The organism is Bradyrhizobium sp. MI1.10 (assembly GCF_055811035.1).
Window position 1 is genome coordinate 1 of record NZ_JBVVPN010000027.1, and the last position, 12873, is coordinate 12873.

9 protein-coding genes are annotated in these 12873 nt (G+C 63.0%); 6 read left to right on the forward strand and 3 right to left on the reverse strand.

Features of this window, described 5'->3' with window-relative positions:
- Positions 1-222: 222 nt before the first annotated feature.
- Both AC0L3K_RS25900 and AC0L3K_RS25905 read right to left on the reverse strand, forming a co-directional pair.
- Positions 223-1389, reverse strand: a complete 1167-nt coding sequence (locus AC0L3K_RS25900; protein WP_219683334.1) for a TAXI family TRAP transporter solute-binding subunit — start codon at positions 1387-1389, stop codon at positions 223-225.
- 166 nt (positions 1390-1555) lie between these two features.
- Positions 1556-1777, reverse strand: coding sequence for an acyl-CoA carboxylase biotin carboxyl carrier protein subunit (locus tag AC0L3K_RS25905; protein WP_007592292.1), 222 nt, complete (start codon positions 1775-1777; stop codon positions 1556-1558).
- A gap of 94 nt (positions 1778-1871) precedes the next feature.
- Here AC0L3K_RS25905 and AC0L3K_RS25910 point away from each other — a divergent pair, with 94 nt between their 5' ends.
- The 6 genes from AC0L3K_RS25910 to AC0L3K_RS25935 all read left to right on the forward strand — a co-directional run bounded on the left by AC0L3K_RS25910 (position 1872) and on the right by AC0L3K_RS25935 (position 10808).
- Positions 1872-2846 (forward strand): IclR family transcriptional regulator, encoded by a 975-nt coding sequence (locus AC0L3K_RS25910; RefSeq protein ID WP_007592290.1) that lies wholly within the window; start codon positions 1872-1874, stop codon positions 2844-2846.
- Complete coding sequence (locus AC0L3K_RS25915) at positions 2776-4335, forward strand: acyl-CoA carboxylase subunit beta (protein WP_035992865.1); 1560 nt, start codon at positions 2776-2778, stop codon at positions 4333-4335. The genes AC0L3K_RS25910 and AC0L3K_RS25915 overlap by 71 nt, the downstream gene beginning before the upstream one ends.
- A gap of 422 nt (positions 4336-4757) precedes the next feature.
- Positions 4758-6455, forward strand: coding sequence for a GMC family oxidoreductase (locus AC0L3K_RS25920; RefSeq protein ID WP_473254287.1), 1698 nt, complete (start codon positions 4758-4760; stop codon positions 6453-6455).
- Positions 6456-6719: 264 nt separating this feature from the next.
- Positions 6720-8234 (forward strand): ATPase domain-containing protein, encoded by a 1515-nt coding sequence (locus tag AC0L3K_RS25925; protein ID WP_035992861.1) that lies wholly within the window; start codon positions 6720-6722, stop codon positions 8232-8234.
- On the forward strand, positions 8231-9940 hold the full coding sequence (locus AC0L3K_RS25930; RefSeq protein ID WP_473254288.1) for a response regulator: 1710 nt from the start codon (positions 8231-8233) through the stop codon (positions 9938-9940). Before AC0L3K_RS25925 ends, AC0L3K_RS25930 begins: the two co-directional genes overlap by 4 nt.
- A gap of 304 nt (positions 9941-10244) precedes the next feature.
- The gene (locus AC0L3K_RS25935; protein ID WP_007592281.1) at positions 10245-10808 is read left to right on the forward strand and encodes a hypothetical protein; all 564 of its coding nucleotides are present in this window, start codon (positions 10245-10247) and stop codon (positions 10806-10808) included.
- A gap of 716 nt (positions 10809-11524) precedes the next feature.
- Here AC0L3K_RS25935 and AC0L3K_RS25940 read toward each other — a convergent pair.
- A complete protein-coding gene (locus tag AC0L3K_RS25940) occupies positions 11525-12700 on the reverse strand; it encodes a patatin-like phospholipase family protein (protein ID WP_007592278.1) in 1176 nt (391 codons plus the stop codon).
- Positions 12701-12873: the final 173 nt, after the last annotated feature.

Here is a 12873-nt window from a genome sequence, read left to right on the forward strand (position 1 = left end):
GCCGATATGCCATCCCCAGATCCTCTTCAGATGTCTCTTAGAGAATCGCAGATTCGCGATTTACGCAAAGCCCTCGCTTGCGGGAGAGGTTGCGCCGAAGGCGCGGGTGGGCTCTCTCCTCTGGGGGAATCCCAACGTTGAGGCACCCTCTCCCCAACCCTCTCCCGCAAGCGGGAGAGGGAGCGCAGCTCGCGGGTGGCAACCATCAGGCCCATCGCGAAATTATTCCTCGAACCCGTTCGGCATGTCGGCCTTCGCAAGCGCTGCGGCACGCGCTTTCATCCAGCCGTCGAGAAACGCCTTGTCATCCGCAGGCGGGTTGGACTTTCCGTAGTCGGTCCACGCTGCGCCAAGCACCTCCTGGCGCTTGATCAGTCTGTTGTTGTGCGTGTCCTGCGCGTCGCTCCATTGCCCGGCTTCCTTCAGCGCCTTTACCGCGCCGGGATGCACCGGCACCACCCAGTTCTTGGTCTGGCGATCGGCCGCAAGCCCGCCGGCGCCGGGTGCGGCGTCCTTGTAGGAATCGTAGTTCACGATCATCGCTTTGGTGATCGCATAGACCTGGTCGGGGGCTTGCGAGGCGTAGGCGACGAAAATCGGGTAGGGGTAGTTGCCGAGCTCGATCGGTTTGTCCGGCGAGATGCCGGCGCCGCAGGTCGCGGTCTGCGGGAAGAAGAACGAGCCGACCTTCTGCATCCGCGCCCAGCCTTCCTTGTCCTTGGCGGGCAGCGGCGGCCAGATCAGGCCGCGCGGCGAGGTCTCGGCTTCCTTGGCGGGGCCGGTGATGGTGGTGCCGAAGGCTGCGTCGGTGTCGTTGTTGATCAGGCCCTTCCACATCGCGCCGTAGCTTGCGAACTCGACGACCTTGACGTCCTTCTGCGTCAGGCCGGCGAAGGCGAGCACCGCGAGCGAGTTCTGGTTCAGCGCCGGCGAGCCGACGACGAAGCCGACGCGCTTTCCCTTGAGGTCCTTGAGCTCCTTCACGCCTGTGTCCGCGGCCACGCCGAGCGTGCCGCAATTGCAGTCGACGGATGAGAGCATGATCTGGAGCGGTTGCGGGCCCCATTCCCTGGAGCCGAACTCGAACACGCCTTCCTGCGCGAAATAGGTACCCGATCCCATCGCGGAAGAAACCGCGCGCTTGGCGCGCAACGGCGCGAGACGCGCGACGTCGTTGCCTGCGGGGAGCACGCGCACGTCGGTTGAGTATTTGTCCTTCATCATTTTGCCGACGCCGACCGCGATGTTGAAGCCGGCGGTGCCAGTGTCGTAGGCGGTGAACGTCAATGTCGCCGGCAGCTTGATATCTTCGGCGAATGCATAGCGTGTAGACGCAAAAGAAAGGCCCGCCACCAAAGCAGGCGCGAGCATGACCAGCCCACGACGCATGTTTCCCTCCAATGATCCTCGCGTTTGCCGCGACGATTTTCTTTCTTTGTTTGAAACAGGTTTTGTTTGAAACGGATCATGTCATCGCGATCAGGCGATGGCAACGCCGTAGCGCGAACGCCGCAATGAAGCTGACAGATTGTCGCGGAAACGACGGATAATGCAGTCAGTTCGCGACGATCGCGATCGCCTGTCCCTCGGCAACGACGTCGTCGAGCTTCACCAGAAGCGATGTGATCTCGCCGCTCACAGGAGAAAGCACAGGTATCTCCATCTTCATCGCTTCGACCACCACAATCTCATCGCCATCCGCAACGGTTCCTCCAACTTGCACGGGAGTTGCGCAGACGCGTCCCGCGATATCCGTGACGATCTTAATTTCTGGCATGCCATCGCCTTTTTGTTGTGGTCGCAAAATGCCTGAGGTAGTTTCTTCTGCAAGCGGAATTTAATTCCGCACAGCGGAACAAGCGGTAGGGATCATGGGACGACGTTCGGAGCGGTTGAGTAGGCAAGGTGCGCTCGCTGGCGAAGCCGGTGAGGGCGATGTCATCCAGGTGGTGTCGCGCGCGTTCGACGTGTTGCGATGCTTCGAGGGCCACGATAGCAGGCTCGGCAATCTCGAAATTTCAAACCGCTGCGGCCTGCCGCGCTCGACCGTGTCGCGGCTCACGCACACGCTAACGCGGATGGGTCAGCTCGTGTACCTGCCGCGTGATCAGAAATACCGCATCGGTCCAAGCGCTGTGGCGATGAGCGCCTCGATGATGAAAGGCGCACAGCTGCGCAGCATGATTCGCCAGCGGCTCCAGGAAGTCGCAGAGCAATTGCCGGGCACCGTCGGCTTCGTGGTCCCCGATCGCTTCCATCTGGTCTATCTCCAGTTCGCGCGTTCGGCGACTGCACTGGGCCTGCACGAGGGCACCGGCAGCCGCATCTCGATGGCTTCGACCGCTGCGGGCGCGGCCTATACCGCGGCACTAGCGCCCGAGGTCGGCGATGCCTTCATCGCGGACATGGAGCGGGAAGCTCCCGAGGCTGCAAAGATCCTCAAGCCCCGCATCGAGGCCAACCGGCAGTCGCTGCGCGAGCGCGGCTATGTCGTGGCCTGCGGCTTGTGGAGCCCACATATCAACGGCCTCGCGATGCCGATCTGGTCGCCGCAGTACCAGACCTTCGTTGTCATCACGATCGGTCTGCTCTCGGCGATGTATGACGAAGAGCGTCTGCATGCCGAAGTCGCGCCGCTGATGCTCGCGCTCGGCCGTTCGCTCGGCAGCCTGATGGACGGCGCAGAGGGCGACGTCTTCAACGCCCGCATCCCGCGTAAACCAGTCGCCATGGCCGTCCATAACAATAACAAGCCGATCAATTCGGAGGGAGTGAATGAACTGGAAGCCGGAACTCGACGAGCTCGCCCGGCGCGAAGCCTTCGCGCGGGAGATGGGCGGCGTTGACAAGGTCAAGCGTCAGCATGACCAGGGCCGACTGACTGTTCGGGAACGTATCGACAGACTGACCGACAAAGGCAGCTTTCACGAGATCGGCGCCGTCTCCGGCGTCGGCGAATACGATTCCAGTGGCGAGTTGCAGAAATTGACGCCAGCGAACTGCGTGTTCGGCCGCGCGCGCGTCGAGGGCCGCACCGTCGTCGTGGTCGGCGACGATTTCACCGTGCGCGGCGGCTCGGCGGATGCGTCCATCTCCGCAAAACCGCTGATGGCGGAGGAGATGGCGCATGATCTCCGCCTGCCCATCGTCCGCATCATCGAAGGCTCCGGCGGCGGCGGCTCGGTCAAGACCATCGAGACCAAGGGCGCGGCGAACTTGCCGGGTGGCATCGGCGGCACACGCTGGTATCGCTTCACAACGGAGAATTTGTCGCGCGTGCCCGTGGTCGCGCTCGGCCTCGGCTCGGTCGCAGGGCTCGGTGCCGCGCGTCTTGCCGCCAGCCACTATTCCATCATGACCCGGAAGTCCGCGATGTTCGTCGCAGGCCCGCCGGTGGTGAAGGCGCTGGGGCAGGACCTCTCGAAGGAAGAGCTCGGCGGCGCCGACATCCAGACCCGCGCCGGCGCGGTCGATCATGCTGTCGACACCGAGGAGGAGGCCTTTGCCTGCGCGCGGCGATTCCTGTCTTATCTGCCGTCGTCGGTTGACGGGCTGCCGCCGACCTTGCCCTGCACCGACAATCCGGAGCGCACCGAAGAGGCGCTGATGAGCGCAGTGCCGCGTAATCGCAAGCAGGTCTACAAGATACGGCCGATCGTCGAACAAGTCGTGGACAAGGGCTCGTTTTTCGAGGTCGGCAAGAATTTCGGCAAGCCGATCATTGTCGGTCTCGCGCGGCTCGAGGGCAGGGCGGTGATGGTGCTTGCCAGTGACAGCTTTCACTATGGCGGCTCCTGGACGGCGGACGCCTGCCAGAAGGTGGTCCGCTGGGTCGACTTCGCCGAGACCTTCCATTTGCCGATCGTCTATCTCATGGACTGCCCCGGCTTCATGATCGGGCTCGATGCGGAGAAGGCGGGCACCATCCGCCATGGCGTTCGCGCCATGGCCGCGGTCAACCAGACCACGGTGCCCTGGTGCACGGTGATCCTGCGCAATGCCTTCGGCGTCGCCGGCGTGGTGCATCAGCCGGCCGACCGCTTCTCGATCCGCTACGCCTGGCCGTCGGCCTATTGGGGCTCGCTCCCACTGGAAGGCGGCATCGAAGCCGCCTACCGCGCGGACATCGACGCGGCCGAAGACAAGGCGGAGAAACTGAAAGAGATCGAGGACCGCCTTAACAAGCTGCGCTCGCCGTTCCGCTCCGCCGAAAAATTCTGGGTCGAAGAGATCATCGATCCCAGGAAGACGCGGTCGCTGCTGTGCGAGTTCGCGCGGCTGGCGGAGCCATTGCGAAAGCCAGGGCCGCCGGGGAATTTTTCGATCAGGCCGTAGCTTCAGCGGCCCCTGCGAGCCGCGGATGCCGACCTCAGCCCAATTGCATTTGGGCAAAATTGATCTAGCGCAACGCCACGCGTCCCATTGTCTGCAAGCGTCTCGTTTGGAACGAGGGAGAGACGTCATGACAAATGCGGGTAACGCGCTGCTTTGGACGGCTATATTTTTCTGTCTGTCGTTCGCTGCAATTTTTGTAGTCTGGTTTGCCGAGCGGTTGCGCGCGGGCTTCGTGAGGAAGCCGTAAAGCGCCCTGGGTTCGCCCCCTCGTCACCTGCTGACCGGACGGCGGATGCCTGCCGCCGGGCGGTGCCTTCGGCGTCGCCGGCATCTGTGCTCGCGCTTTGCCGTGGCAGCGATGACGTGACCTCAAAACAATAACGCGCTACGCTTCCCGGGCAAGAACAAGGGAAGCGCCAATCGTGTACGACTTCATTATCGTGGGCGGCGGCTCGGCGGGGTCCGTGCTGGCCCACCGGCTCTCGGCGAGGAGCGCCAACAAGGTCCTGCTCTGCGAGGCGGGACAGGACACACCGCCCGGAGACGAGCCGGCCGAGATCAGGGACAGCTATCCGGGGACGGCCTATTTCGATCCGCGCTTCCACTGGACCGAGCTCAAGGTCACGACCCAGATCGTCAGCCACAACAATCCGAACGAAGGACGTCCGCCCTTACGCAAATACGAGCAGGCACGCGTGCTTGGCGGCGGCTCCTCGATCAACGGCCAGATGGCCAACCGCGGCGCGCCGACCGACTACGACGAATGGGACGCGCGCGGCGCTGCGGGGTGGAGCTGGAACGATGTGCTGCCCTTCTTCAAGAAGGTCGAGCGCGACCTCGATTTCGACGGTCCCTACCACGGCAAGGACGGCCGGATCCCGGTCCGCCGAATCCCCAGGGAGCACTGGACGCGGCATTCGCAGGCGTTTGCGCAAGCCTTCCAGCAGGCCGGACATCAGTTCCTGCCCGACCAGAATGGCGAATTCGTCGACGGGTTTTTCCCGGTGACGCACTCGAACCAGGCCGAGCAACGCGTCTCGGCTGCCATGGGCTATCTCGATCGCGACACGCGCAAGCGCGCCAACCTCACGATCTCCACCAACACGCAAGTCAGGGAATTGCTGTTCGAAGGCACGCAATGCGTCGGCGTGAAGGCTGTGGTCGACGGACGAGAGCAGGAATTCCGCGCCCGCGAGATCATTCTCTCCAGTGGCGCCATCCATTCACCGGCGCATCTGTTGCGCGCCGGCATCGGCCCGGTCGGTCACCTCAAGGATATGGGCATTCCCGTGCTAATGGGGCTGCAGGGCGTCGGCCAGCGCCTGATGGATCATCCCTCGATCTCGCTGTCGTCCTTTGTCCGCCGCGGCGCGCGAATGAACGAGCACACCAGGCGCCACATGCAGCTTGGCTTGCGTTACTCGTCCGGGCTCCAAGGCGTACCGAAAGGCGATATGTTCGTCGTCCTGCTCAGCAAATCGGCCTGGCACGCCGTCGGTGAGCAGATCGGATCGCTGCTGACATTCGTCAACAAGACCTATTCCGAGACCGGACAGGTCAAGCTTGCCTCGCGCGATCCGGTCGTCGAGCCGATCGTCGAGTTCAACCTGTTGTCCGACCGGCGCGACCTCGATCGGCTGATGAGCGGTTTCCGCAAGATGGCGGCCGTGCAGATGAGCGACGTTGTCAGGGCCGTGACGGACAAGCCGTTCCCGGCCTCCTATACCGACCGCGTGCGCAAGATCGGCGTGGTCAACACCAAAAACAGGATTCTCACCAGGATCGCCGCGGCCCTGATGGACGGACCGGCAGTGCTGCGCCACTACATGATCGACAATTTCGTGGTCGAGGGCTTCACCTTCGACGACGTCATCAACGACGACGAGGCGCTGGAAGCCTTCGTGCGCAAGGCGACCATCGGCGTGTGGCACGCCTCCTGCTCGTGCCGCATGGGCCGGGTTGACGATCCGATGGCGGTGGTCGATCCAGAGGGGCGCGTCAAAGGCGTGCAGGGCCTGCGCGTCGTCGATGCCTCGATCTTCCCGGTGGTGCCGTGCGCCAACACCAATTTTCCGGTCCTGATGTCGGCGGAGAAGATCGCAGCCGCGATCATGCAGTGAGCTGGCATGGCTTTTCGCGCCGGCGACTGCCTTGTCGATGCTGACCCTCCAGGACCGCTAGTCGGACCGCAATAGCTGAAATGGTGGGCGAGAACGGTTCCGCGGCCGACGGTCTGGCGGACATGCGCCCGGGAGGCGGAACTTGGAACCCGGCTTGGGCGTTCTTTGCCAGATTTCGCCTTACGGCTGAGACAGGGCCGCTGATCGCGCGTCCCATCTCGGGGCCGGAGCGCATTTTCGGCGACGGAGCTTCACGGGGGTTCAATGATCAATTCATCGAGCCGGGCGCAAACCAGCGAGCCCGGAGAGTTGCCCAGGATTTCGACCGGCAGTGACGGTCTCGACGATATCCTCTACGGCGGGCTCGATCCCAATCGCATGTACCTCTACGAGGGCCGGCCCGGCTCGGGCAAGACCACAATGGCACTCCAATTCCTTCTCGAGGGCGCCCGTTGCGGTGAACGCGTGCTCTATATCTCCTTGTCGGAAACCAAGCGTGAGTTGACGCTGGTTGCACAGCGGCACGGCTGGTCGCTGCAAGGCGTCGACATCTTCGAACTGGTGCCGCCGGAGACGACGCTCGATCCGGAACGCGAGCTCACCGTCTTCCACCCCGCCGAAATGGAGCTGAGCGAAACCACGGGCCTGATATTCAAGGAGGTCGAGCGGATCAATCCCGCGCGCGTGGTGCTGGACAGCCTGTCCGAGCTGCGCCTCCTTGCGCAGAACCCGCTGCGGTACCGGCGCCAGGTTCTGGCCCTGAAGCACTTTTTCACCAACCGCAATTGCACGGTCATCCTCCTCGACGATCTCTCATCGTCCCAAGACGATCTGCAGCTCCATTCGATCGCGCATGGCGTGGTGATGCTCGAACAGCTCGCCATTGATTATGGGGCAGAGCGCCGGCGGCTTCGCGTGATCAAGATGCGCGGCATTCGATTTCGCGGCGGCTTCCACGATTTCACAATCGAGGCGGGAGGGGTGCGGATATTCCCCCGTCTGGTGGCAGCGGAACATCACACCTCGTTTATCGGTGAGTTGACGCCGAGCGGCAATGCGCAACTTGACCAGCTCCTGGGAGGAGGGCTCGAGCGCGGCACCAGTGCACTGCTCTTGGGCGCCGCCGGTGTCGGCAAGTCTTCTCTCGCGCTGACCTATGCGATCGCAGCGGCAGATCGCGGTGAGCATGCGGTGTTCTTTGCCTTCGATGAAGGTCGCGGTACGGTGGAGGCCCGGGCTCGAACGCTAGGCCTGCCCCTTGAAAGCCATCTGCAATCGGGACTCATCCGATTTAAGCAAATCGATCCCGCCGAGATGTCGCCCGGCGAATTCGCCGCCAATGTGCGCAACAGCGTCGAAAAGGATAACGCCCGAATTGTTATCATTGACAGTCTGAACGGCTACCTCAACGCAATGCCGGATGAGCGATTTCTCATCCTCCAGATGCACGAGCTCCTGAGCTACCTCGGACAGAAAGGCGTGCTGACCGTCCTGATCCTCGCTCAGCATGGGCTGGTCGGTCCGATGGAGACGGCTCTCGATATCAGCTATTTGAGCGATGCCGTGCTCATGCTGCGCTATTTCGAAGTCGGCGGAGCGGTGCGGCGTGCCCTCTCGGTCGTGAAGAAGCGCAGCGGCAATCATGAAAATTCCATCCGCGAGTTTCGTCTTGGCAGTGCCGGCATCACGGTAGGTCCTCCGCTGAGCGGGTTCAGCGGCATCTTTTCCGGGAATCCACGTTACTCGGGCACGGAGATGCCGGAAGGGCTGTCGGAATGAGCGCCGACCGCGATCATTGCGTCCTCGTGTTTGCTCCGATCGGCCGCGATGGACCGGCATCGGTCGAGCTTTTCCGTAATTCGAATCTCCTGGCAATCAATTGTCGTGGTCTGCCTGAACTGGTCAGCGAGATGTCGGCGGGCGTGGGCGCGGTCCTTCTCGCCGAGGAGGGCTTGTTCGGGAAGGATACCCAGCCGCTGGCACATTGGATCGAGCGGCAGCCGCCCTGGTCCGACCTGCCCTTTGTCATTCTCACCAGCCACCGCGAGCAGCCGGCGGTGGTTGCCTGGCGCCGCAGCATCGTCGAGACGCTCCGCAACGTGTCGCTGCTCGAGCGCCCGGTTCAGCCGATCACGCTGACGAGCGCAATTCAATCCGCAATGCGGGCCCGCCGGCGGCAATATGAAATTCGAACCTTGCTGCAGGCGCGCGAGCGGACGGCCCAGGAGCTCGAGAAGCTCGTGGTCGAGCGCACCCGTGCCCTCGAGGAGGCCAACAAGCATCTGCGGGCCGAAATGGAAGAGCGCGCCCGCGTCGAGGAGACCCTTCGTCAGGCCCAGAAGATCGAAGCCATCGGACAATTGACCGGCGGAGTAGCTCACGACTTCAATAATCTGCTGATGGTGATCTCCGGCGGATTGGACATGCTCGACCGGCAGACTGATCCTGATCGGCGGCGTCGGCTGTTGGAAGGAATGGTTCAGGCGGCGCAGCGTGGTGCGGGCCTGACCAGGCAGCTTCTGGCTTTTTCACGGCGGCAGAAGCTCCGGCCCGAGGCCGTCGACATCCCGGCGCAGATCGGCGGCATGCGCGAATTGCTCGATCGGAGCCTGAGAGGCGACGTTCACGTCGAGTTCGATTTTCCGGAGGGGCTTTGGCCGGTGGAGGTTGATCCGGGAGAGCTCGAACTGGTCATTCTCAACCTGGCCGTCAACGCCCGCGATGCGATGCCGAACGGTGGCACGATCGTCGTCCGTGGCGAGAACCTGGCCGGCCTGAACGAGAACGAGATCGCGGGCGATTACGTTCGCCTGTCCGTGGTCGACAGGGGCGTTGGAATGAGCCCCGAGATCCTGGCGCGGGTCTTCGAACCGTTCTTCACGACCAAGGACGTCGGTAAAGGCTCAGGCCTGGGGCTTGCTCAGGTCCACGGATTTGCGACGCAGTCACGCGGAATGGTTCGAATAAAATCGATCGTCGACGAGGGCACCAGCATTGAGCTCTATTTGCCGCGATCCAGGAATGTCCCCTCGGGTGAACGGCATCTCATCGACCTGAACAGGGCGCGTCCCAAGAGGGCTAATCATGGCCGGGTTCTTCTCGTCGAAGACGACGACGAGGTCGCCGCGCTGGTCAGCGAGATGCTTGCGCAGCTCGGTTACCAGGTCACGCGCGCGGCCAGTGCCGCGGCGGCTCTCGGTGCCCTAGCGGACGGCCGCTCCGTCGATCTGGTGTTTTCCGATATCATGATGCCGGGCGGCATGAACGGTGTCGAACTCGCGTCCGAGATCAAGAGAAGGCGAAGCGACATCCCGGTCCTGCTGACGAGCGGATACGCCGAAGCCGCGGTTCACGACGCCGAAATGGCCGGCATCCGGATCCTGTCGAAGCCCTACCACATCGACGAGCTCGCCGCAGCGCTCAGCGCTGCAAAGTTGGACTTTGCGACGACCGCAGGATCTGCCTTAGCGAAGACTCGGGGCTGACCATTCGCGCGACAATCAACGGCGGGGCTATGGCTTGCGGGCGCCCCTCCGCAATTGTGCGCTCGGCCATCGTGCCGCGGCGTACAACAATGCGACGCACGAATGCAACGCGGTCGCCTCTCGGTTGCGAAGACACGCATTCGTCCTCTGCGGGTTAAACATTTCCGCCGCTACGCTTGGGCTGTGATGATTGCCAAAATCGGCCCGCAAATGCAGCCACTTTCAGTCGCTATTTGAGACCATTTCAGCCAAACTGTTATTGGTTTCTTTGCAGGGGCAGGGACCTTCAGTTTGGAGCCCTGCAATGTTCAAGTCGGTTCTTTCCGCGTGTCTCGTCGTTGCCTTTAGTTTCGTCGCTTCTGAAGCACGGCCCTATCGCATTCATCAAGCAGCCGAATGCAACGTCACGATGCCCTGCGACTTCTCGTATTCGCAAACGCGCCGTGAGAGGACTTCCAGGTCGTTCCTAACTCCCAGGTCCTCACTCCAATCCTATCGCGCGACGCAACTGACAGCGGCCGACGCAGGCGGCGCCGCGACGGCGAGCCTCTCGGGCGGTCGCATCGTCGGTAGTCGTCCCGCAGGTTGCCCTTCCTCCTTCTGCGGCTGCGGGGCTGCTCTGCGCGTGTTCGGCCGTATCGTGCCGGAATTGAATCTTGCGTCGAACTGGCTGCGCTTCCCGCGGACATCACCCGCACCGGGAATGGTCGCAGCCCGACACGGACATGTGTTCGTCCTCGAGCAACACCTAAGCGGGGATACCTGGCTGGCTTACGACGCCAACTCGGGCGGACACGCGACGCGAATGCATGCGCGTTCATTGCGTGGCTACACGATCGTCAACCCGCGCGGCGGTTCGGTCGCTTGAGACGCCGGGCGACAGGTGCGTCACGAGACCTGGTGCGCCATCGCGCGAAACGCCTTGTCAACCCCGCACTGAAGTAATATTCGTATTTATAGAAGTTCGGATAAGGCGTAGTTTGTGCGCATCCCAGCCTGCTACAAGGGCGTTTCGCGATCGTCACGAGACGTGGGCCGGGAGGCGGTGGCCGCGACTGCGTCGACGCGCTGGGCAGGCTGCAGGGCGGGTTTTCCCGTGAGCAGCTGCACACGCGGTACGACACGGCGCTGACAGCCTCCTCGTTCGGTCTCGATGGCGAGCGCACGCCAGGCATCGAGGACAGGGGCGGGGAGGTGCGCGGACGGCAAAATCGTGTGGTCCTGACGCCCGGGGTCTGTGCGTCAAGTCTTGTGGTGATGCTCTGCCCAACCGGGTCAGCACATCAGCCATCCGCAAGGCGACGGGGGCAATAGTGCATCGCTCCCCGGGGAGAGCGCGTCATAAGCCGTAAAACCATTCGCGCAGGGAAGGCCGGTTGCCGGCGTCACCTGTCGTCCACCCCGTGCGCGTCTTGCTCGCACACGGGACTACGGGTGCCAGCCGGCGCCCGGCCTTCCCTGCGCCCTTTCTTTCGAGAGGGTGCTAAGACTAGAGCAAAGCTCGGGCAAAATGAGCCGCGAGAATGCGAAAGTGTGCCTGCAAGCCGGGAACGGGAATTGGGTGATCGCGACGGGACGATAGAGCTACGCGCTCTCCGTCTCCCGGTGCACGTCGTGCACCACGAGGCCCATGCCTTCGTCGGGCATCTTGATCCAGTCGCGGCGCTTCAGGGTGCGCTTGGTGTCTTCGTAGCCGGAGGTCCAGTGCTCGCGCATCGAGGTGCCCGAGAATTCGTGGTCCTTGGCGTCGCCCTCGTAGGCCTTCTGCTGGTAGATCAGATGCAGGATTGCGATCTCAGGCATGTGGCGCAGGCTCGACTTGAGTTTGCGCTCCTCCTCGGAGAGCTGCTCGTCGGGCAGCTTGGCCAAGGCCTTGTAGAGCAGGACCTTGAGGTTGTGGGTTCGGCGGTAGACGTCGGTGTTGTGGCGGGTGCGCGAGGAATACATGATGTCCTTGTGGCGGGCCATCACGTCCTGGATCGAGCGCGGCAGCACGCCGCGTGCGCTGAACAGGTCGACCTGGAACACCAGCGAATTGAGCGCGTCTTCCTGGTCGAGCAGGTGCTGAAGCGGCGTGTTGGAGACGATGCCGCCGTCCCAGAAATGATCGGTGCCGATCCGCACCATCGGCAGTGCCGGCGGCAGGGCGCCGGAAGCCATGATGTGCTCCGGCTCGATCTCGTCGTGGGAATTGTCGAAATAGATGAAATTGCCGGAGAGCACGTTCACGGCGCCCACCGCGAAGCGAACCTTCTTCTCGTTGATGAGGTCGAAGTCGACGAGCTCGAGCAGGCTCTCTTTCAGCGGCATCGTGTCGTAATAGCTGGTGGCGGTCCGGGCGCCGACCGGGCTCAGCCAGGGATTGACCTGATGCGGGCTGAAGAAGCCCGGTTGGCCCATCGCCGACGTCATCCACGCGCTGGTGAGATTGCGCCACTGGCGGAAGATGTCTCCGTCAGGCGTGTAGTGCCAGATCTTGCGGTTGGTGATGCGCTCCCAGAAGATGCGCAGCGCCTCGAGCCGCTTCTCCGGCTTGTTGCCCGCGATGATGGCGGAGTTGATCGCGCCGATCGAGACGCCACAGACCCAGTCGGGCTCGATGCCGGCCTCGTGCAGCGCCTGGTAGACGCCGGCCTGGTACGCGCCGAGCGCGCCGCCACCTTGCAGCACCAGCGCAACGCGGTCGCAACGCTCGGGCCGCCAGCCTCGTGCGGGAGGCTGATGCGTCTGATGGGGCGGTTGCGAGGTGCGAGCGTCCATGGTGATGCCTCCTGCTTCTTCAAACGATTGCGTTCCGCGGTGACGCCGTGATGACAATTCTGGCGTCGACGCATCGCTTGCATGCGCCATCGCCGCCTTGGGAATGGCTGCGGTCGTGCGGCTGACGGAAATCCTTCACATCGCAGTCAATGACGGCGGCTAGCAATCTGCAT

Bases quoted from the DNA above. Each gene is read 5' to 3' on its own strand.
- AC0L3K_RS25900 (WP_219683334.1), bottom strand. From the start codon at position 1,389: ATGCGTCGTGGGCTGGTCATGCTCGCGCCTGCTTTGGTGGCGGGCCTT.
- AC0L3K_RS25905 (WP_007592292.1), bottom strand. From the start codon at position 1,777: ATGCCAGAAATTAAGATCGTCACGGATATCGCGGGACGCGTCTGCGCA.
- AC0L3K_RS25910 (WP_007592290.1), top strand. From the start codon at position 1,872: ATGGGACGACGTTCGGAGCGGTTGAGTAGGCAAGGTGCGCTCGCTGGC.
- AC0L3K_RS25915 (WP_035992865.1), top strand. From the start codon at position 2,776: ATGAACTGGAAGCCGGAACTCGACGAGCTCGCCCGGCGCGAAGCCTTC.
- AC0L3K_RS25925 (WP_035992861.1), top strand. From the start codon at position 6,720: ATGATCAATTCATCGAGCCGGGCGCAAACCAGCGAGCCCGGAGAGTTG.
- AC0L3K_RS25930 (WP_473254288.1), top strand. From the start codon at position 8,231: ATGAGCGCCGACCGCGATCATTGCGTCCTCGTGTTTGCTCCGATCGGC.
- AC0L3K_RS25935 (WP_007592281.1), top strand. From the start codon at position 10,245: ATGTTCAAGTCGGTTCTTTCCGCGTGTCTCGTCGTTGCCTTTAGTTTC.
- AC0L3K_RS25940 (WP_007592278.1), bottom strand. From the start codon at position 12,700: ATGGACGCTCGCACCTCGCAACCGCCCCATCAGACGCATCAGCCTCCC.